Source organism: Pedobacter sp. HMWF019 (assembly GCF_003061025.1).
In the GTDB taxonomy this organism is placed as follows: domain Bacteria; phylum Bacteroidota; class Bacteroidia; order Sphingobacteriales; family Sphingobacteriaceae; genus Pedobacter.
Map to the genome: position 1 here is coordinate 1 of NZ_QAIL01000109.1, position 22,059 is coordinate 22,059.

The window sequence follows — 22,059 nt, forward strand, 5'->3', positions numbered from 1 at the left end:
GGACAAAAGGTTAGTCATCCCTGCAGAAATGATTGCATTATGTAATTATAAAAGGATAAGAAATATAAAAAGACTAATTTTTATGCTGTTCACCATAAGTATAGTGGCATCAGCATGTTCTTCTTACAATTATTATGCAGTGAGTAATAAACCACTCAGTACCCAGCATTATAAGACCTATGCCTGGATACCTGAAGGGTATTCCAAATCATCTAGTTTTTACAACAATGATGTGGCAACAGACAGGATTGTTGATGCGGCAAGTAAAGAACTTGAGAAAAAAGGCTTGGTGTTGGATAATCAGAAACCAGATATCCTGGTTAGGTATACAGCAGTGGTCAATAATGAAACTCGTGAATATAACGATCCTGTATATTACAATCCTCCTGCAAGGCTAAGTCCAAGGATTGCGTATTACCGGGGAAGGGCGTACAGATATTTTTCTTATTATGATCCTATGCCCGTGTATGTAGGCAGTGAGGCCAGAAGGGAAAATGTAAAAGCAGGAAGTATTATGATTGACCTGATTGACAGGAAAACCAAAAAGATAATCTGGAGAGGCTGGGCAGAAGGGGATCTGGATAATCCTCAAAAAGCAGTAGATGATATTCCACAGGTCGTAGCCAATATATTTAAAAAACTGCCTTAATGATGAGGTGAATAAAAAGTCCTGAATCGGTTCAACCGGTTCAGGATTTTTTTATGGCTTTATTTTTTCGAAAGGCGGCTGTGTTCTATTTTGTGTTTATCTTTGGGCTCCTAACCATTCGTTAAATAATGAAGTTTAAGCATTTTTCGGCCTGGGCATTTGTTGCCCTCGCTTCCATATCTACAGTTAATGCCCAAAAAAAGTCGTACATAGAAACACTTTCAGAGCCCAATCAATGGGTGGATTCTGTTTTTAATAAATTGAGCAGACGTCAGAAGATTGCGCAAATGTTCTTTGTCAGGGCCTTGACCAATTCTACAACGGCCTATGAAGATTCGATCGGAAATGTAATTAAAAAGGAACGGATCGGAGGCTTGGTGTTTTTTCAGGGAGGTCCAGGCCGGCAGGTGATTCTCACCAATAAATACCAGGAACTGGCACGTGTACCGCTATTGGTTACCTCTGATGGAGAATGGGGTTTAGGCATGCGCCTGGACAGCACCATTTCTTATCCGTATCAGATGGCCCTGGGTGCAGTTCAGAATAAAGAACTGATCTATAAGATGGGCCTGGAGGTCGCAAAGGATTATCGGAGAGTAGGTATGCATATGAATCTGGCACCCGATGTTGATGTGAACAATAATGCAAAGAATCCGGTCATCAATTACCGTTCTTTTGGTGAAAATAAATACAATGTGGCCTCCTCGGGTGCAGCCTATATGAAGGGGATGCAGGATGGTGGTCTGATGGTGAGCCTGAAACATTTTCCTGGACATGGAGATACTGATGTGGATTCTCATTTTGACTTGCCCCAGTTAAATTTTACAAAAGCCCGTCTGGACAGCCTGGAGATCTATCCTTTCCGGGAGCTGATCCGGCAAAATGCCTCGGGTATAATGATTGCCCATATGAATATTCCGGCGCTGGACAATACTCCGCATATGCCTTCGACCTTGTCAAAGCCCATTGTAACAGGGATTTTAAAGGAAGAGCTTGGTTTTAAAGGGATCATTATTTCTGATGCGATGGAAATGAAGGGGGTCGTAAAATATTTTAAAGATGGTGAAGCCGATGTGATGGCGGTAATTGCCGGTAATGATATCCTGGAACTTTCGGAGAATAGCGACAGGGCGATTAAACTGGTTCGGAAAGCTGTACGTTCAGGAAGGATCAGTATGGAACGGATTGATGAAAGTGTAAAAAAGATTCTGATGGCTAAATATTGGGCCGGTTTAAATAAGAAGGACAGTCTTGATGAACATCACGTGGTTGCTGATGTGAACCGTCCGGAGAGTCTGGCCCTGCGTCAGGAACTGGCTAATGCTGCTATGACTTTGCTGAAGGGACGTGAAGTGCTTCCCCAACTTGACAAAGAAAAAAGAACAGTAATTATTAGTGTTGGGACACCCGAGGTAACGGTATTCCAAAAAGAACTGGGCGCTTACTATCAAAATGCTGTTTTTTATACTTTAGACAAGAACGCAAATGCCAACCAGATTGCGGTTGTGGCAAGAGAGCTTGGTGGTTTTGATCAGGTGATCATCGGTATACATGATACCCGTATCCGCCCGGGAAATGGAATGGTGCTAAGCGCAGATCTGAAAATGTTCCTGAAAGACCAGAGCCAGAAAAATGCATGCTTTGCCGTTTTTGCCAACCCTTATAACCTATCTCAATGGGGCGGGTTGGAGAATAGTAAATTCTTACTTGTGGCTTATCAGAAAGAAGATTTTATGCAAAAGGCGGCAGCATCCGTATTTAAAAACGAAGTTAACCCCAGCGGAAGACTGCCGGTTACGGTCAATACGTTCTTTAAATACGGAGACGGCCGGTAATTGATTTAGATCGTTGGTGCATGCAGCGCTTTGTAAGTCCAGTTGTTTAAGAAGCCCTGGACTTTTTTTATGCTGTGGCCTTTACCTTCTGCTTTGCTCTCTTCTGTGTCTCTTTCCAGGTAACCAGAGTCCTGAATATGAAGAACTTTTCCTTCTCCGTCGAGGACAACGAATACAGGGAAGCCAAAGCGGCCGGGATTGCCCAGTTTGCTTAAAACGGCTGTGTTTTTGTTTTCCGGACTCCAGTTCACCAGTACCCATTCAAAATTGTCTCCAATCAGTTTTTTCAATTCCGGGGTTTTGTCTACCAGTTCATGAAAGCGGATACACCAAATGCACCAGTTGCCGCCTACCTGTACCAGGACATTCTTTTTTTCTTTCTTTGCTTTGGAAATCGCTGCATTTAAATCTGCCTGTGCATTGGCATTAGGGTTATAAATGTGTACGGCTTCTTTTTTCTCGCCTTCCTTTTTATCCTGGGCCTGGCCTGCTGCGGCAACAGACATTAGGGCTAGGAGCAGTAATGCTTTTAGTTTCATGAGTGTTTTTATTTTAATTGTAAGATGAAGCCTTTTAATGATGATGATCATGTCGGGTTCATATGGTAAATTTACAAATAAGTTCTAGCTTTACCTGATGTCTCAACAGCCACTTAAAATATTACAAGCTTCTGCCGGCTCGGGTAAGACCTTTAGCCTGACGGCGCATTATTTAACTCTTTTGCTTTCTTCAGAAACCAAATACAGGGAAATTCTGGCGGTAACCTTTACCAATAAAGCGACTGAAGAGATGAAAACCAGGATCATGGAAGTGTTGAAAGGTTTTGCGCAGGGGGATACTTCCAAAAAGATTGGTGATTACCGGGATATTGTACTGAAAGCTCATCCGGATTTGGATGCTGGAAGTTTAAAACGAAAATCAGATGTTATTTACAGGAAGATCCTGCACGATTACAGCCGGTTTTCGGTGAGTACCATTGATGGTTTTGTTCAGAAGGTGATCAGAGGTTTCGCTTTTGAGCTTGGTCTGGACGCTGGTTATGGTCTGGAAATGAACTACGATAAGGTAAAGAACGAACTGGCAGAACGTTTAGATAAAGCGTTGGACAAGAACCCGGTACTGCTGCAATGGATCATTGACCTGGCCCTGGACAGGATCAATAATAATTTGAGCTGGAATTACAGGAGAGAACTGATTGAACTGACCAATGAGATCTTTAAGGAACGTTATCAGCCTTTTGAACAGGCGGTTAAAGAGCTGGGAGAAATCGCAGACCTGGATACCTTGTTCAAAGACTACAACAAGATCACGCGGCTGGGAATAGAAGCGTTTGAAGATGCTGTGAAGGATTTGGCGGAGCAGGCCCTGCAGATCTTTCAGGTAGAAGATATTGATGTGGGCGATTTAAAAGGAAAGTCCCGCTCGCCCTTAAATAACCTCCAGAAGATTGCAGGTGGCGATTTATCTAAGATCAGCAGCCTGGCTAAACTGGTGGATCAGCCGGAAGAATGGTTTCAGAAAGGGGCAGTGCACACAGCCTACGAAGAGCTTAACCCTGTAATTGCTAAATTGGTATCTGCTTACCAGGAAGGATTGTCTGCTTATCTTTTAGCCCATGCCTTCAACAAGAATTTATACTACCTGAGGCTGATGCAGGAAATGGCGGTTTTGCTGAAAGAGTACCGGAATGAAAGTCCGAACCTGCTGATCAGTGATGCACAAACCTTGCTGAAGGGGATTACAGATGATGCAGACGACAATCCTTCTTTCATTTGGGAAAAAATGGGAAACCGGTACCGGAATTTCCTGTTTGATGAATTCCAGGATACCTCAGCCAATCAATGGGGGAGTTTTAAGTCTTTGCTGACCAATGCCATGGCCTCACCCAGCGGGAAATTAATAGATCACCTGATTGTGGGGGATACCAAACAGTCCATTTACCGCTGGCGGAACGGAGATTGGAACATTTTGCACCAACAGGCTAAACAGGATGTTCAGGTACATAATGTAGTTGAAGATAGTCTGGAAGAAAATTACCGGAGTACGAAGAATATAATCCATTTTAACAATACACTCTTTAAGCAACTGCCTCAGCTGATGCAATCAGGCTTAAATGGAGCTATTGCAGAACAGGAAAGCCTTCCTGATCTGCTGAAATGGTGGCAGCAACAGGGCTTTGACCGGATTGTTACGGATGTATATGCAGAAGCAGAGCAGAAAACAACACCTTATACTCTGGAAGGTGGGACAATCAGTTTTAATGTGTTTAAAACTGATCAGGAAGGAAACGCACTGACCAAAACAACCTTCCGGGACCTGGCTTTAAGTAAAATGATTGCAGAGCTTGATGTTCTGTTTAACGTAAAAAAATATAAACCCCGGGATATTTGTATCCTGGTCCGGTCCAATGCTGAAGCGATTGCTGCGGTAGAGACCCTCATGGAGCAGGGGATAGATGTGATTTCAGGTGAGGCGCTGTTGCTGAGCAATAATACTGCGGTGAAATTGATCATCAATACTTTGCAGGTGATGGGCGGCCTGGCCGAAAATACCGCGCTGTATAAAGCCAATTGCATTAGCCTGTATGCCAGACTAAGACAAAAATCAGTTGAGCCGCATCACTTTTTCTCTTTGAAGTTTAAAAGTCTGGCCCAGCTGGAGGATTTGCTTCCTGCAGCACTTTGTGCAGAATGGCAGACCTGGATGCAGCAGCCACTGCCCGCTTTAATGGAAAAAATCATAGAGGCTTACGGTCTGAATGAGAAAAGGAATGCGATGATGCTGCCTTATTTATTTGCACTAAGAGATCTGGCCGGAAGTTTTGCGCTGCATGGAGAAAAGGGAATAGCAGCTTTCCTGAACTATTGGGAGGAAGAAGGGGCGAGAAGAACATTGCCTTCTTCTGAAAACACAGATGCGGTACAAGTGATCACTATACATAAATCTAAAGGCTTGGCTTTTCGTGCGGTCATGCTGCCATTTTGCAACTGGGATATTAATGGAAAAACCAACGGGATATTCTGGGTTTCTGCAGCTGATACTCCTTATCATCATTTGCACAGCATCCCGCTGAAATATACCAAAGAACTGGGGCGGTCAACTGTCGCCAGACCTTATTTTGAAGAATTGTTGTACAACAATATGGATGCCTTGAATATGCTTTATGTGGCCACAACAAGGTCAAAGGAGTATTTGTACATCAGTACTATGGGTAAAAAGACGGATACGGTGAGTAACATTGGAGATTTGCTTTCCAAGGTTTTTGCGGACCAGTTGTCTGAAGAAGGAAATTACCTGATCGATGACCCGGTGCCTTCCCTGCCGGAAAAGGAAGTCTTAAAAATGGAGATCGAACTGGAGCTTTATCCGGTATCGGATAGATTGAGCCAGGTTTTTGATGCCAGACTGAAACGCAGGGAAATTGATTTGCTCACGGGGGAAAGTGCGGGGAGAACGGGAACTATACTTCATGAGATCCTGGCTTCGGCAAGTGATCCGGGAGAAGTAGATGAGGTGTTGCAGACCCTGCTGCTGGAAGGTATTTTTAAAGCAGAGGAAATGCCTTTTCTCCGCAATCAGGCGATGTCTGTTCTACAGCATAGTGGGCTGCAGGAAATTCTGAAAGCCAGTGAGGAAAGTCTGAATGAGCGGAGCATTATCGATGCCGAAGGGAAAAGTTACCGTCCGGATAAGGTACTGATGAAGGGTAAAGAGGTCACCATTATTGATTATAAATTTACTCAGCAGGAAAGTAATAAACACGTAGAGCAGGTAGACCACTACAGAAGTTTACTGCAGGCAATGGGTTATACCTCGGTGAACACTTATTTGTTCTATGCCTTAACCGGAGTTTTGAAGAAAGTATAAAAAATGAAGAAGAAAAACAAAGGCTTGTTATGAAGGCATTTTTAAAAGAAGTAGCAGAAGATTTGGTGGCGAAGCTGGGAGATGATCTGCAGTATGCAGCCATTGTCTTTAACAATAAAAGGCCGGTGGCTTATTTACAGCATCATCTGGCCAGTGTGATACAGAAGCCTTTCTGGAGCCCTGCTTTTTATACCATACAGCAATTTTTTGCTTTATCCAGCCCTTTAAAAACGGCTGATGCCTTTACGCAGTTCTTTACACTCTATAAGAAGTATAATGAGCTGGCTCTGCAATATGGAGATCAGCCTATTGAACCCGCTAAATTTTATCCGGTTGCGCGGATCATTTTAAGTGATTTTGCCCAGATTGATAATGATCTGGTTGATGCGGGGAAGTTATTTGAACAACTGGAGGATTTTGCAGAGGTGGATTACCAGTTTGATTACCTGAGTGAAGAACAGCAGGTCTTTTTAAAAGGCTTCTGGAGTTCTTATTCTGAAGGAAAACATAAAAAACAGCAGGAACAGTTTATCAAAATGTGGCAGCGGATGCCAGAACTTTACCTGGGCTTCCATGAGGCCCTCCGGGGAAAAGGGCTCACTACAATGGGGCATATTTACCGGCAGCTGGCGGAAGGAAAATCTGATGATTTTGTCCGGCCTTTTGATCGGGGAAAATTGATCTTTGTTGGCTTTAATGCACTGAGCAGGGCAGAAGCAAAGGTTTTTAGTCGTTGGCAGGAAGCAGGAAAGGCCTTGTTTTATTTTGATACGGATGCTTATTATTTAAATGACCCTATACAGGAAGCCGGACTGTTTCTGAGAAGAAATTTACAGCAGACAGGTCTGGTCAATGCACTGGGTGGCCCAAGAGATCTGATCCGTTCGCCCGCGAAAGTGGTGGATGTGTATAAGACACAGGGTCAGGTTGCGCAGGCAAAGATTTTGAATACCGCCTTGCAGCGGGATTATCCTTTATTGGGAGATACAGATGCGGGCAAGATTGCCTTGATCCTGGCCGATGAAAGTTTACTTTTGCCTGTTTTGCAAACCATTCCCACTCATTTTGAGGTGGCAGAGGTGCACAAGGCGATCGACGTCAATGTCACGATGGGTTACCCTTTGGTAGCCTCTTCTATTTTTGGCTTGGCCGATCTCTGGCTCAGTGTGCAGGTACAGCTCATTCAGGGGGCAAAGGATACGGTGTATTACCGGGAAGTAGAAGCTTTTTTATCGCATCCGCTTACTGGGATCACGGAACAGATGCGGGCTAAAATACAGCAAAAGTTGTTGCTGGAACAACTTGCAGAAGTCCCTTTGGTCCGCCTGCAAAGCCAAAAGGGATTGCTGGCCTTGTTTTTTACCCGGATCAATTCTGCGGCCGAGGCTACGCTTTCCTTGCAGGCAGTTTTTAAGCGGATATTGGAACAGCAGCTGGCAGATAAAAGTTTGAAGCAGACCGAAGCGGATCTGTTTGTGGCTACGATGAAAGAACTGAACCGCTTGCATGACGCGCTTGAAGAACATTTGCCTCAATTGCAGCAGATCCGGGAAGTTTCTTTTGTGTTGTCGCTGATGCAGAAGGCGATCCAGGGTATTTCTGTGCCTTTGACCGGGGAGCCGCTTCAGGGAATACAGGTAATGGGTTTACTGGAAAGCCGGAGCCTGGATTTTGAACGAATCTATATCCTTGGGGTGAACGAGGGTTTGTTGCCACAAACGAGTGTTTCTCCAAGTTTTATTCCCGATAGCATCCGAAGGGCATATGGCTTACCGGTTCTGGAAAACCAGGATGCCATTTCTGCTTATATGTTTTACCGGTTGATGCAGCGGTCTGAAAAAGTGAGTCTGGTTTATAATGCGCAGGCAGACGACACCAATACAGGCGAACCGACGCGTTTTTTACGACAACTGGAATATGAAAGTGGTTATACTTTCAATTACCTGGAACATAAACAAAGCATTCGTACAGAAAAAAGAATGCATGTAGAAGTGAAGAAGGATGAAAAAGTCATGGCTGTTCTGAATAAATACCTGAATGGAGAAGTTGGTCTTTCGGCTTCTGCTTTAACTTCTTATATCAATTGCCCGCTGCAGTTTTTTTACAAGTATATAGCAAAAATTGAAGAGCCAAAGGAGATTTCGGAAAATCTGGAAGCCAACTATATTGGTTCGATACTCCACTTTGTTATGGAAACCTTTTATCAGGACTTGATGGAGGAGGGGGGGGCGGTTACTCAGGAGCGAATTGCTCAGAAACGGAAAGAGGTACCTGCACTGGCGGTAAGGGGATTTGCACAGGTGATGTATGAGAACCAGCACCACCAGGTTGTGCATAACGGAATGCAGAAAGTGGTGCTGGCCATAGTAGAAGAGTATGCTGCACTGATTCTGGATTATGATGAACAACAGGCGCCATTTGAAGTGCTGGCCATGGAGAAGAAAGACCAGGTTGAATTTAAATTCAGCCTTAAAGGGCAGGAGAAAAAGATTATTCTGCATGGAATTATAGACCGTATTGACCGCAGGAATGGGATTACCCGTATTGTGGACTATAAAACCGGCAGCGATAACCTGAGGTTCAGCAGCCTGGAGGATGTGTTCGATACGAATGGTAATAAACAGAATAAGGCTTTGGTGCAAACGCTTTTTTATACCTATGTTTTTGAGCAGGCCAATGGTTTGCAGGGGGTGGAACCGAACCTGTACAGCACCCGTAATATGCGAAAAGAGGGCACCTTTTTTATGGAAGGAAAAGAGAGGACCAAACTGAATGGCGAGCGGCTGGAGAGCATTAAGGCCGAGTTTCTGGATTTATTGAGGGTAAAACTTGCAGAACTTTTTGATGAAAATATTCCTTTTATACCTACAGAAAATGAGGCTGGCTTTGTTTTTTCGCCGTATTTGACTTTGTGCGGAATGTAAAATGACCATAGGATGGTGGATCAGGTTAAAGATGCCCAAGTGTAATTAAAACACTACTTTATAATTAGATTACAATACTTATATTTGCCCACAGTTAATATTTGAATATACAATGAGAGAGATTCAATTTAGAGAAGCCCTGCGTGAAGCCCTGAGCGAAGAAATGCGTAAAAATGAAAACGTATTTTTGATGGGAGAAGAAGTAGCGCAATATAACGGTGCATACAAAGTTAGTCAGGGTATGCTGGATGAGTTTGGTGACAAACGCATTATTGATACCCCTATTGCTGAGCTTGGTTTTGCTGGTATTGGTATTGGGGCTGCAATGAACGGATTAGTTCCAATCGTAGAGTTTATGACATTTAACTTCTCTTTGGTTGCTATTGATCAGATTATTAACGGTGCGGCTAAAATGCTGTCCATGAGCGGAGGCCAGTTTTCTGTGCCAATCGTATTTCGCGGACCAACAGGTAATGCCGGCCAATTGGGTGCTCAGCACTCTCAGAACTTTGAAAACTGGTATGCCAACTGCCCTGGTTTAAAGGTTGTAGTTCCTTCTACTCCTTATGAGGCTAAAGGTTTGTTAAAACAAGCTATCCTTGATCCGGATCCGGTTATCTTTATGGAATCTGAGGTGATGTATGGTGATAAAGGAGAGGTTCCTGAAGAAGAATATTACATCCCATTGGGTAAAGCTAATGTGGTTAAAGAAGGTACTGATGTAACGATCGTAACTTTTGGTAAAATGCTGACCCGTGTAGTGAATCCTGCTGTTGAAGAGCTGACTAAAGAAGGCATCAATGCAGAGGTAATTGATTTACGTACTGTACGTCCTATTGATTATGCAACGATTATTGAGTCGGTGAAAAAAACAAACCGTTTGGTGATTGTGGAAGAAGCATGGCCTTTGGCGTCTATTTCTTCTGAAATTGCTTTTAATGTTCAGAAAAATGCTTTTGATCATTTAGATGCGCCGGTATTGCGTATTACTTGTGCTGATGTTCCGCTTCCATATGCACCTACGCTGATTGCAGCAAGCTTGCCAAATGCAGAGCGTGTAGTTAAAGCTGTAAAAGAAGTATTGTACGTAGCAAAATAAGCTATTAAAGATAATCCAGAAATATAATCCCGATGGCTCGTGCCCTTCGGGATTTTTTATTTTAAAAAACAACGAAATGAGTCATCACTCGAAAATCATTGCTGCTGAATTAGCGATAGCAGAGAAACAAGTTCTTTCTACGATTGAATTGCTGGATGAAGGTGCTACAGTGCCTTTTATCTCCCGTTACCGGAAAGAAGCGACCGGAAGCCTGGATGAGGTTCAGGTAGCCGCGGTACGAGATCGGTTCCAGCAATTGCGCGACCTGGACAAAAGAAGGGAAGCTATTTTGAAAGCCCTGACCGCATTGGGAAAACTGAGCCCTGAACTGGAGGCCCGGATCAATGCTGCGGTAACGATCACAGAAATCGAGGATATTTATCTTCCTTATAAGCCCAAGCGTAAAACAAGGGCTTCTGAGGCCAGAAAAAAAGGTTTGGAGCCATTGGCATTATTGGTTCTGGAACAACGCGGTGAAGACCCGGAAGGAGAGGCTGCAAAATATCTAAACGACGAGCTGGGAGTAGCTTCTGTGGAGGAGGCTTTGGCTGGTGCGAGGGATATTATCGCAGAGATGGTCAATGAAAATACAGAGGCAAGGGCTACGATGAGAACCTATTTTCAGCAACACAGCAAATTTAAATCGGTGGTGGTGAGTGGAAAAGAAGAGGAAGGGATTAAATATAAAGATTATTTTAACTGGGATGAACCGGTTAAATCTACACCTTCTCACCGCGTTCTGGCTATGCGTCGCGGGGAGAACGAATCGGTGTTAAAACTAGAACTTGCACCGGGTGAAGAAGGGGCGATTCGTTTGCTGGAAAAGCAATTTATCAAATCGTCTAATAAAAATGCGCAACAGGTTGAACTGGCTATTCAGGATGGCTACAAGCGTCTGCTTGCGCCTTCTATGGAAAATGAACTTCGTGGTTTTTCTAAGGAAAAGGCCGATGAAGAAGCCATCCGGGTGTTTGTAGAAAATGCAAGACAGTTATTGCTGGCGGCTCCAATGGGCCAAAAGAATGTTCTGGCCATAGATCCGGGTTTCAGGACAGGTTGTAAAGTGGTTTGCCTGGATAAGCAAGGTAAATTACTGGAAAACACCACCATTTTTCCGCATACGGGTCAGAATAATGTTAAAAATGCGGCAGAGACCATTCAGAAGCTTTGCGCTAAATATGAGATTGAAGCCATCGCTATTGGCAACGGAACAGCAGGGAGAGAAACGGAGGTTTTTGTTCGTGGACTGGGACTTGGAGATGTAGCGGTAGTTATGGTGAACGAAAGTGGAGCCTCTATTTATTCTGCTTCAGAGGTAGCCAGAGAAGAGTTCCCTAGTCATGATATAACGGTTAGAGGTGCGGTATCTATTGGACGTCGTTTGATGGATCCTTTGGCAGAGCTGGTGAAAATTGATCCTAAATCAATTGGCGTAGGGCAATACCAGCATGATGTAGACCAGAATAAATTGCAGGCTTCTTTGGATGATACTGTAATGAGCTGTGTGAATGCGGTAGGCGTGGAATTGAATACGGCTTCCAAGCAGGTATTGGCTTATGTTTCCGGACTGGGCCCGCAACTGGCACAAAACATCATCAGTTACAGAAACGAGCACGGAGCCTTTAAGAACAGGGAAAGCCTGAAAAAGGTACCTCGTTTAGGCGACAAGGCATTTGAGCAGGCGGCTGGTTTCCTGCGCATCAGAAATGGAGCACATGTACTGGATGCAAGTGGAGTACACCCGGAACGCTACGAACTGATCAACAGAATGGCGGCAGATCTGGGTTGTTCTTTGGAAGATTTACTGGGCGATACCGCGCAGCAGAAAAAGATCAAACTCCAGCAATATGTGAGTGAAGAAGTGGGTTTGCCTACTTTAACTGATATTATGGCTGAACTTGCTAAGCCTGGACGTGATCCAAGGGAGCAGTTTGAGGTATTTAGTTTTACTGATGGGGTAAACGAGATTTCAGATCTGAAACCAGGGATGAAACTGCCGGGAATTGTAACAAATATTACGAATTTCGGCGCTTTTGTAGATATAGGTGTGCATCAGGATGGTTTAGTACATACCAGTCAGATGTCTGATAAATTTGTTCCGAATCCAAATGATCTGGTTAAGGTTCATCAGAAAGTTGAGGTTACAGTTGTTGAGGTGGATGTGGAACGGAAAAGGATTTCATTATCTATGAAGAAGGAACATACCGGTAAGGCAGAGAAATCTAAACCGGAGAAACATCAGCACAAACCGAAATTTAAACCGAAGCCGAGTGCGGCTGGAGGTGTTAAACCAGCGTTTAAAAAGCCGGAAGTAAGAAAGGAAAAAGCACTTCCGGAAGGTGATTTGCAAATGAAACTTGCTGCACTTAAGGATAAGTTCAAATAAGTTTTAGAAAGGCCCGTAAGGGCCTTTTTTGTTGCAAAGTATTTTATGGGAAATACAATACACTCTTTGCAGACTAACGCTTCTGTGCATCGCTGCGCTTACTTCGAAGCTCGATGTCTCCTCTGAGTAGTATTGTTTTTCTTTGGGTGCTTAATTGTCCGTGTGTCTTGTATGATAGTTAGAACAAGGATAAATTTCTGTGGCTCTTGCGGATGTCGAGAAAATAGCTTTATCTTTGCGCCAGTTCCTTATTCGACTTTTTTTAATTATAGGAATCATGACTGAACGTTTCTACATATCGCCCCTTTTGCACGCTGCCTGATCCAGGCGGACGTTATTACATTTTGCTTATTGTATAAAATGGAATGCTTTCTGGTTTTAAGCCGGACTGATCTGCGTCTGCCGAAATTTTTAAGATCTGGCCTGTGCTGAATTTATAAGGGTATATCCTCTTTCTGAGGACGAATTGAGCCAATCAACACAATTATAATTTTTGAGTAACAGTCCAATGGACAATAATGAATTGTCGTTTGATGTTTTGCAGTACAGATTGAAATCTGCAAGACGAAAGAAACGACTACAAAAAAAGGATTTCGATAAACAGCTTATCCGGATGATGAGACATAAGGATCAACTTTTGGAACAAAGACGAGATCTGCCTATGATTCCTCTGGAAAAACCCTATCAACGGGGGTGGAAGCGTTGTTTCGTACTAGGGGAAGATGTGGCAAGATCTTCTTCCTCTGCTTTTTATGAAGGGCTTTTGGCTAAAATCAATACGGTGCAATATAACCCGGAAAAGTCTTTTAAAGTAAAGAAGAGGAGAAAAGGTAAAAAAGTCAGGGTAGAAAAAAGGCAGTTCCTCATGGAGTTTTCCGAATGGTACTGGAATGATGGCCGTCTAAAGCTTACAGAGGTGGAGAGAACGCATTTTCATTTGTATGAAGTGAGCAGGGAAAATGGGAAAGAGAAAACGTTTCGATATAGGTTTAATGAGCCATGGAAGTACAGGTTGCAGGTTAAACCGTATTTGATTACGGAAGTAAAGATGGTAGATGAGGTACTGGAGCAGGAAATTAAATTTCTGAATAACCATATTGAAAAACATCATTTGTATCCCAGGATTTCGAAACTTACTGGTGGCGCCTATCACTACTGGAAATGGGCTGGTGAGGATAAAGCTTGTTATCTGGAAGCTGAAAAAGAAGCATTGCTCCAAATAAAGGAGGCAATGGAAATTAAAAAAGAAGAACAATTTTAAACGCAATGAGCATTTTAAAAACAAAAGAATTAAGTAAAATAGGCTATACGAACGATAAAGCTAGAAGTCTGGCGATCAATATGATCAGCAGATATTTTAAGCATCATAGTAAGAGCCAGATTATAGAGCTGTTAACGGCTATTTTAAACCAGCCGGAGAAATATATGGCTGAGGAAGCGACGGAGAAATTAGCGGCAACATTTATGGATGAAGTAAAGGTCTGCGATTTTCAAACACATGGGCTGTTACAGGAAAAGGGCCAGTTAAAGGTGTATGGGGGTAAGGGGATTGATGAAAGTACAAAAAGGCAGATGGAGTTGGTGATGTCTTTGCCGGTGGTGGTACAAGGCGCATTAATGCCTGATGCGCATACCGGGTATGGATTGCCAATTGGCGGGGTAGTGGCTGCGGAAAATGCCGTCATCCCTTATGCGGTTGGTGTGGATATTGGGTGTCGCATGGCTTTGTCTGTTATAGATGAAAGTGATAGTTTTTTCAAAAGATATAGTCATCATATGAAGGTCGCGCTGAAGCAGTGGACGCACTTTGGGATGGAGGGTGGCCTGGAAGTCCCGGCTGAGCATGAAGTTCTGGACAGTGCATTATTTCAGGAAACGGAACTTCTGAAGAAACTGCAGGGCAAGGCTTATCGTCAGTTGGGTACTTCGGGGGGTGGAAATCATTTCGTTGAATTTGGAGAAATAGAATTGTACGAGGGGAATTCTCTGGGGCTCCCGGCCAAAAAGTATATGGCTCTGCTCTCTCATTCAGGCAGCAGGGGGCTGGGGGCAAACCTGGCGGAATATTATACCCGGATAGCGATGAACACCTGCAAATTACCAAGGGAAGCTGCCCGTCTGGCCTGGCTGGACTTAAATACGCAGGCTGGACAAGAGTATTGGTTGAGTATGAACCTTGCGGGAGATTATGCGAAGGCCTGTCACGATGTGATCCATGCCAGTTTACTGAAATCCCTGGGTTTGCAGACCTTGGCTAAGGTGGAAAACCACCATAATTTTGCCTGGAAGGAACAAATGGAAGACGGCAGGGAAGTGATTGTACATCGAAAAGGTGCTACCCCGGCACATAAGGGTGAATTGGGTATCATTCCGGGAAGCATGACTACGGCCGCCTACCTGGTGAAAGGTAAGGGTATTGGAAATTCATTGAACTCTGCAGCGCACGGAGCGGGCAGGGCCATGAGCCGGAAAAAGGCAAAAGACAGTTCTACAGCATCCGATTTGAAGAAGGTTTTAAGCCGTGCGGGTGTGACCTTGATAGGAGGGAGCGTAGAGGAAAACCCTAAAGCCTACAAGGACATAGAGTTGGTGATGGCCGCGCAGAAAGATCTGGTGGATATAGAAGGGCGGTTTATGCCCAGGATGGTCAGAATGAACAAAGACTAATATTAGCCCCTCATTTATTGAGGGGCTTTTTCCTGATATTGCCTGCTGGCACGTTCAAGTCTGCTTTTTATCGTATTGGCCAGATTCCTCGGAGATAATACTTTCATAAAATGGCCAAAACCAAGTATTTCGCGCTCCAGTTCAAAATTGAGTACCACATCTATTCTGATGGTGATGCCTTCGTCATCTTCTTTTAAGACTTGCTGACTGGGATGAATGGGTTTTGTCAGGATATAGGGGGCATGGTACTTCTCAATTCTTAAAACAACCTTTTGGGCCCTGTCACGTTCGGACTTGGTTACGCCTATTAAGTCTTCAAAATAGCGATCGAAGTCTATGCCCTTGTATTCTATAAATGTTTCTTTGGTGAGTTCCTGAAATTCCAGGATCCGGTCTAAAGCCAAGTTGAGCAGGGTTGTTCCCTTTTTGGGTTTAACGATCAGAAACCACCTGTTCCTGTATTCTTTTAATAAATATGGAAAATAAATGCCGGATTGGGATTTTTGGGCTTTAAAGGATTTGTATTCGATTAAAAGCGGTGTCTTATGGAGAATTGCCTGATAAAGCGGATTGATGTAATGTATACCTTTGAGTTGTGTGTTGCTCTCAAATTGTATACAATTCCGGCTTTGCTGTGTGGATTTATACAGATTGTTTTCCAGTTTGGCAATCATATCGCTCATCTCATCGAAATAACTAAATCCGTTAAACTGTTTAAGGATGCCTACAATTTCCTTCATTTTGTCAATATCATTGTTGTTGATCGGAGCTTTTGTAATGCTGTAGGAGGAGTCGCTGTAGGCATAATACTTTCTGTTGTTGACGATGATGGGTGCGTTGTAGCCCAGTTTATCGCTTCGCATCAGCTGGATGTCTGCCTGTATGGTGCGCTTGCTTACGCCAGAGGTAATGCCTTCATATTCATAAAGCATGGAGGCTACTTTTTCGATGATATCTTCAAGGGTCCATTTCCGGCGCCTGTTTTGTAAACATTCGTCGATCGTTTTGTACCTGATCAGGGCTAATTTGTTAATTGACATCCCAAAAATCTTTTTTATAAAAGTATAAAAACAAAATTGCTGCGCAATAGATCTGCGTATTTAAAGTTTTTATGAAGCTTGTGAGTTTGGTTTTTAAATTTATTTATTTGATTTATAATGTTTTATGATTTTGTTTGGTGTTAATCTTTAACTGCGCAATTCCCCTGCGCTGACCTGCATGCATCTTTGTCATGTCAACAATAAGACAGGTTCTTTGAAGAAAAGCAGTACTGAAAAAGTACGATAAGATATTCCCGAAAGGGGATGGCGATTAGAAAGGATAAACATCCACAGTTGAGGGTTTCGGTATGGCCCCATAGTATTGAGCTGTTCAGCAGCAATATTCTGATGTTTAATAATGGAGATCGTCTTCGTTGTGTGTCGCGGGTTCGAATCCCGCTCCCGGTGAAACGGGGTAGATCAGGGGGTAGATCAACAACATGTGCAGGTTCGAATCCTGCTTTCCGACCAAAATAGGAAACGCAACTGGTAGCGCAGTAATGGCTTAATATCCATTGCTAAAAAGAAGGGGAACTTTTCAAATTCCCATTGCAAAAGTACTGCAAAAGGCATTCTGCTTTTCACCGGATTCCGGTGGCGGGCAAATCCGGATTCTGCTTTGAAAGTGTAGGAAATGAAATGATGCAGATACACGATAGATAAATATGAAAAAGGGCTGACGCTCTCTACGCTCTTCTGAGCTCTTTTAGTATTTATGAGGGGTATTGAATTGTTTTCAACAGGATACTTCCGCAGAAACCGGATGAATGTCTTTTAAGGTGCTGATTTAAGAGATTAACCAACAAAAAAATATAAGATATGAAAAGAATACATGTAAATACCAACTCTGCGGGCTTGGTTTATAAAAACGGAGAATTAAAAAGAACATTAACTGCAGGTGGTTACTGGTTGGGGTTTGGGGAAAAGATGGAGGTTTATGATATGTCTAAAACTTTCATTGCTTCAGTTGAATTGGATGTATTGCTGTTGAATGAAGATTTTAGAGGGTTGGTTGATGTGATAGAAGTGAAAGACAATGAACTGGTTTTGGTTTATCAGAACGGTAATTTTAAACAGGTGTTGGTTGCCGGGAAGTATGCTTTCTGGAAGGGCCTGAACAATTATTCTTTTGTAAGGGCAGATTTGTCAGATGATGAATCCACCGCGCTGATTGATAGAAATACATTGGGTAAGTCGCAGTTATCTGTGCACACAAGGTCATTTACCGTCGAAACTTATGAGAAAGGCCTGTTGATGAAAGATGGGAAGATGGAAAGGATGCTGGAGCCAGGAACTTATACCTGGTGGAAAAACAGCACCCTGATCCAGGTTCTGAAAACGGATATGCGTCAGTTGAATATGGAGATCATTGGCCAGGAGATCCTGACGAAGGATAAAGCGCAGTTGAGGATCAATTTCACAGTTCAGTACAAAGTAACAGATGTGAAAAAAGCTTTGCTGGAAAATAAGGATTTTGATAAACAATTGTATGTGCTGATCCAGCTTGCTTTAAGGGCGTTTGTTGGAAGAATGACTTTTGATGAGCTGATGGAGCATAAAGAAAAGATCTCTGAGCAGGTGCTGGCAGATTCTTCTTCGAAAGCGTCCGGCTTGGGTGTCGAATTATTGAACTGCGGAGTGAAGGATATTGTGTTGCCAGGAGATGTGAAAGAGATCATGAACCAGGTGTTGATTGCGGAAAAGAGGGCACAGGCCAATCTGATCACCAGAAGGGAAGAAACCGCTTCTGCGAGGAGTTTATTGAACACGGCTAAATTGATGGAGGATAACGCGATGCTGTATAAATTGAAAGAAATGGAATATGTAGAGAAAATCGCAGAGAAGATCAATACCATTAGTTTATCCGGAAGCGGGCAGATTGTAGATCAGTTGAAACAAATTTTTGTAAAATCATAAAGTGTAAATATGAAAGCGACGATATTGAATAAGCTGGCTTTAATAGAAGTAGAGCATGACATAAAAATCCTCTTTTCCTGTGAGTCGGGAAGCCGGGGCTGGCAGTTTCCTTCTCCTGATAGTGATTTTGATGTAAGGTTTATTTATGTGAGGCCGGTAAATTACTACCTCTCCCTATCAGATCGGACAGATCATCTGGGCTTTCCAATAAATGAGGAGCTGGATATTTATGGATGGGATTTGAGAAAGGTATTGTTTTTGACAAGAAAGTCAAATACGACGCCATTCGAATGGTTGCAGTCGCCAATTGTTTACAAAGAGCGGGATAATTTTAAAGAGGAACTCTGGGCATTATCACAGGATTTCTTTAATTGCAAGACCAATGCCCATCATTATTTAGGAATCGCATGTGGAGCACTGGAAAGCATGTTGGGGGGTGATGAAATCAGCATAAAAAAACTGTTTTATGTTTTGCGCTCCTTACTTTCTGCGAAATGGTGCCTGGATAAAGGAGAAATTGCGCCGATGACTATAGGTGCGCTGATGACTTTGCTTCCGCTTCCTCTTCAAATAGCCGTTAGGGATTTGATTCGATTTAAGGCTACAGCAGCGGAGGGTATTAAAGTTAAGATAGAAGGGGTGTTGAAGGCTTATATAGAAGAAGAATTTAGCAGGTGCAGTATAGCTGCAAATCGTTTGGAGAAAAAACAATTTGATGCCACTTTGTTGGATGAGTTCTTTATCAAAAAGATAAATGAGTATGACAATTAAAGAGATAAAAGACAAAGGATTGCTGCTTTTTGAGTGTGTTAGTGGCAGTAGGTCTTATGGTTTGGAGATGCCAGGTTCAGATACTGATCTGAAAGGGGTTTATTATTTACCCAGAGCTGAGTTCTATGGCCTAAATTATGTAGCCCAGGTTAGCAGTAAAAGCAATGACGAGGTTTACTACGAACTGGGCAGATATATTGAATTGCTTTCAAAATGCAACCCAAATATACTGGAAATGCTGTCTTCGCCTGAAGATTGTGTGCGCTATAAGCATCCGTTAATGGAAAAGTTGAATCCGGGTATGGTGTTGTCGAAATTATGCAAGGACACTTTTGCCGGCTATGCCATTACCCAAGTGCGTAAAGCGAAGGGACTAAAAAAGAAAATTGTAAATCCTATCCCTGAAAAGCGGGCTTCGGTGCTGGATTTCTGTTTTGTAATAGAGAACGGCCTTTCTGTGAAGTTGGAAGATTGGCTGAAGGAAAAAGCTTATGTGCAGGAGCGTTGCGGTTTAGTGAATATACCTCATTCCAGAGGGCTGTATGCACTCTTTTATGATCAGGAAGATGAGCTTCATTATAGCGGAGTGACCAACAGTGACCGATCCAATGATGTTTCTCTTTCTTCTGTCCCGAAAGGACAAAGCATAGCCGGTTATCTTTCCTTTAATCTGGATAGTTATTCCATCTATTGTAAAGAGTACCTGGAGTATTGGGATTGGGTAGAAAACAGAAATGAAGAGCGGTATGCAGGGACATTAGAACAGGGAAAAGACTATGATGCGAAAAATATGATGCATACTATACGTTTGCTGGAGGTTGCAGAGGAGTTGTTAAGAACCGGTGTTTTAAAAGTAAGACGCGAGAATAGAACGGAGTTGCTGGCCATCAGGTCCGGCGCTTTTAAATATGAGGAATTGCTAAAAAAGGCTGAGGATTTGGTCGGGAAGATAGAGGAGGCTTATGTTGTAAGTACACTGCCAGATGGGGTGGATAAGGCAGCATTAGAAAATGTTCTTGTAGAGATGAGAACTGAATTGTATAAATTATGAAAAGAAAACTAAATGGGAATGACCTGTTGGAGATAGGTTATCATCCTGGAAAAATATTGGGTGCAGCATTAGACTTAGTAGAAAACAGTTTTGATGAATTGCCTGCAAGAGAAGTATTGTTGCTAATGAGAGATTTGGTTAAGGAACCAGAACGTTTTATGGATCATGAGATTCTTGCGGAGCTGGCAGCGGCCATGATCGAAGAGTCGCTGATTGAGCCGGAGATTTCGCTGAAAGCGGAAAAAGGGGATTATGCGGTATATGGGTCAGCTTATATTGAGGAAGGGGCGAGAAAACAAATGGATATTGCGATGAGGCTTCCGGTGACAGTTGCCGGTGCACTGATGCCTGATGCTCACCAGGGCTATGGTTTGCCGATTGGTGGTGTTCTGGCAACGAAAAATGCGATTATTCCCTATGGTGTTGGCGTAGATATCGGGTGTCGGATGGCTTTGTCGGTATTCGATATTTCTGAAAGCCATTTTTATGCCAGTGAGGCCAACTTTAAAAGAGAATTGATTGCACATACCAAATTTGGTGCAGGGCATGGTTTCCATGGGCAATATAAAGCGGATCATCAGGTGCTGGAACGGGAAGAGTTTAAACTCACCCCATTTATTAGAAATCTGCACGACAAGGCTTATTCACAATTGGGAAGCTCTGGGGGTGGAAATCATTTTGTGGAATGGGGGATCATTGAATTTGAGAAAAGGGATGCGGTGCTGGGTATTGAAAAAGGTAAGTATCTTGCCTTACTGACACATTCTGGTTCCCGGGGGCTGGGAGCAACACTGGCGGGCTATTATACCAAACTGGCAAAATCGCTGTGTAAACTTCCGGCCGAAGCGGCCAATCTTGCCTATCTGGATCTGAATTCAGAAGCAGGACAAGAGTACTGGCTGGCGATGAACCTTGCGGGTGATTATGCTTCTGCGTGTCACGAAGTAATTCATGATAAGTTGACCAGGGCCATAGGTGCAGAAGTTCTGGCTAAGGTAGAAAATCACCATAACTTTGCCTGGAAGGAAATTTGGAATGGAGAAGAGGTGATTGTGCACCGTAAAGGAGCGACACCTGCGGGGAAGGGTGTGATGGGAATTATTCCCGGTTCAATGACGGCTCCTGGATTTTTGGTGAGGGGAAAAGGCGAAATGGCCGCAATACATTCAGCTTCCCATGGCGCAGGGCGGCAGATGAGCCGCTCAAAGGCCATCAAGAACATTTCCAGGGAAGAAATGCGGGTGATACTTAAAGCCCATGAAGTAACCCTGATCGGAGCGGGGCTGGATGAAGCTCCAATGGCCTATAAGGACATTAACCTGGTAATGGAAGCTCAGACTGCTCTTGTGGACGTGGTGGCCAGATTTACGCCTAAAATTGTGCGAATGGCTGATGATGGAAGCCGGGAAGATTAGTTGAGGCAGATTGAGCTTACAGTTCAATCTGCCTTCTGATGCTTTCTTCCAGAGAAATCAACGTTTCTGTACGCTGTATGCCGGCAACCGCCTGTATTTCTTCATTTAAAACGTGTCTTAAGTGACTCGTATCCCTACAGATGATTTTGGCAAACATACTGTAGGCACCGGTTGTGTAGTGAAGCTCCACCACTTCTTTAATTCTGCTAAGCTGTTCTACTGCATCTTTATATTGTATCCCTTTTTCCAGGTAGATACCAAGAAAGGCACATATGTCGTATCCTGCTTTCTGTGGGTCAATGATCAGATGGGAGCCTCTGATGATGCCCATTTCCTGTAGTTTTTTCATTCTGACATGTATGGTTCCTCCGGAAACAATCAAATCTTTTGCAATTTCTGTATACGGTTTTGTGGCATCCTGCATGAGTTGTTTGAGGA

15 protein-coding genes are annotated in these 22,059 nt (G+C 43.3%); 12 read left to right on the forward strand and 3 right to left on the reverse strand.

Annotated elements, in window-relative coordinates:
* On the forward strand, window positions 1-649 hold a 649-nt coding region (locus DBR11_RS06790), incomplete at its 5' end, for a DUF4136 domain-containing protein (RefSeq protein WP_108550891.1).
* 128 nt (window positions 650-777) lie between these two features.
* The gene (locus tag DBR11_RS06795) at window positions 778-2,484 is read left to right on the forward strand and encodes a glycoside hydrolase family 3 protein (RefSeq protein ID WP_108550893.1); all 1,707 of its coding nucleotides are present in this window, start codon (window positions 778-780) and stop codon (window positions 2,482-2,484) included.
* A 5-nt stretch (window positions 2,485-2,489) separates the two neighbouring features.
* On the opposite strand, the gene DBR11_RS06800 is transcribed toward DBR11_RS06795, so the two are convergent.
* A complete protein-coding gene (locus DBR11_RS06800) occupies window positions 2,490-3,023 on the reverse strand; it encodes a thioredoxin family protein (RefSeq protein WP_108550918.1) in 534 nt (177 codons plus the stop codon).
* A gap of 97 nt (window positions 3,024-3,120) precedes the next feature.
* Here DBR11_RS06800 and DBR11_RS06805 point away from each other — a divergent pair, with 97 nt between their 5' ends.
* The 6 genes from DBR11_RS06805 to DBR11_RS06830 all read left to right on the forward strand — a co-directional run bounded on the left by DBR11_RS06805 (window position 3,121) and on the right by DBR11_RS06830 (window position 15,427).
* Window positions 3,121-6,351 carry an exodeoxyribonuclease V subunit beta gene (locus DBR11_RS06805; protein WP_108550895.1) on the forward strand — a complete coding sequence of 1,077 codons (3,231 nt, stop codon included), beginning with the start codon at window positions 3,121-3,123 and terminating at the stop codon, window positions 6,349-6,351.
* A gap of 29 nt (window positions 6,352-6,380) precedes the next feature.
* Window positions 6,381-9,275, forward strand: coding sequence for a PD-(D/E)XK nuclease family protein (locus DBR11_RS06810; protein WP_108550897.1), 2,895 nt, complete (start codon window positions 6,381-6,383; stop codon window positions 9,273-9,275).
* A gap of 112 nt (window positions 9,276-9,387) precedes the next feature.
* Window positions 9,388-10,374 (forward strand): pyruvate dehydrogenase complex E1 component subunit beta, encoded by a 987-nt coding sequence (locus DBR11_RS06815; protein ID WP_108550899.1) that lies wholly within the window; start codon window positions 9,388-9,390, stop codon window positions 10,372-10,374.
* Window positions 10,375-10,450: 76 nt separating this feature from the next.
* Window positions 10,451-12,760, forward strand: a complete 2,310-nt coding sequence (locus tag DBR11_RS06820) for a Tex family protein (protein ID WP_108550901.1) — start codon at window positions 10,451-10,453, stop codon at window positions 12,758-12,760.
* Window positions 12,761-13,373: 613 nt separating this feature from the next.
* On the forward strand, window positions 13,374-14,021 hold the full coding sequence (locus DBR11_RS06825; protein WP_146186481.1) for a hypothetical protein: 648 nt from the start codon (window positions 13,374-13,376) through the stop codon (window positions 14,019-14,021).
* Between the two features lie 5 nt (window positions 14,022-14,026).
* Entirely contained in the window at window positions 14,027-15,427 is a 1,401-nt protein-coding gene (locus DBR11_RS06830; protein ID WP_108550906.1) for an RtcB family protein, read from the forward strand.
* A gap of 14 nt (window positions 15,428-15,441) precedes the next feature.
* On the opposite strand, the gene DBR11_RS06835 is transcribed toward DBR11_RS06830, so the two are convergent.
* Window positions 15,442-16,467, reverse strand: coding sequence for a YafY family protein (locus tag DBR11_RS06835; RefSeq protein WP_108550908.1), 1,026 nt, complete (start codon window positions 16,465-16,467; stop codon window positions 15,442-15,444).
* Window positions 16,468-17,286: 819 nt separating this feature from the next.
* Here DBR11_RS06835 and DBR11_RS06840 point away from each other — a divergent pair.
* The 4 genes from DBR11_RS06840 to DBR11_RS06855 are packed head-to-tail and all read left to right on the forward strand — an operon-like array spanning window position 17,287 to window position 21,621.
* On the forward strand, window positions 17,287-18,384 hold the full coding sequence (locus tag DBR11_RS06840; protein ID WP_108550910.1) for a slipin family protein: 1,098 nt from the start codon (window positions 17,287-17,289) through the stop codon (window positions 18,382-18,384).
* Between the two features lie 9 nt (window positions 18,385-18,393).
* Entirely contained in the window at window positions 18,394-19,155 is a 762-nt protein-coding gene (locus DBR11_RS06845; RefSeq protein ID WP_108550912.1) for a nucleotidyltransferase domain-containing protein, read from the forward strand.
* Window positions 19,145-20,206, forward strand: coding sequence for a DNA polymerase beta superfamily protein (locus DBR11_RS06850; protein WP_108550914.1), 1,062 nt, complete (start codon window positions 19,145-19,147; stop codon window positions 20,204-20,206). The genes DBR11_RS06845 and DBR11_RS06850 overlap by 11 nt, the downstream gene beginning before the upstream one ends.
* A complete protein-coding gene (locus DBR11_RS06855; RefSeq protein ID WP_108550916.1) occupies window positions 20,203-21,621 on the forward strand; it encodes an RtcB family protein in 1,419 nt (472 codons plus the stop codon). The genes DBR11_RS06850 and DBR11_RS06855 overlap by 4 nt, the downstream gene beginning before the upstream one ends.
* A 16-nt stretch (window positions 21,622-21,637) precedes the next feature.
* On the opposite strand, the gene DBR11_RS06860 is transcribed toward DBR11_RS06855, so the two are convergent.
* Window positions 21,638-22,059, reverse strand: a 422-nt coding sequence (locus DBR11_RS06860; RefSeq protein WP_108550920.1) for an Lrp/AsnC ligand binding domain-containing protein, incomplete at its 5' end; no start/stop codon positions are given.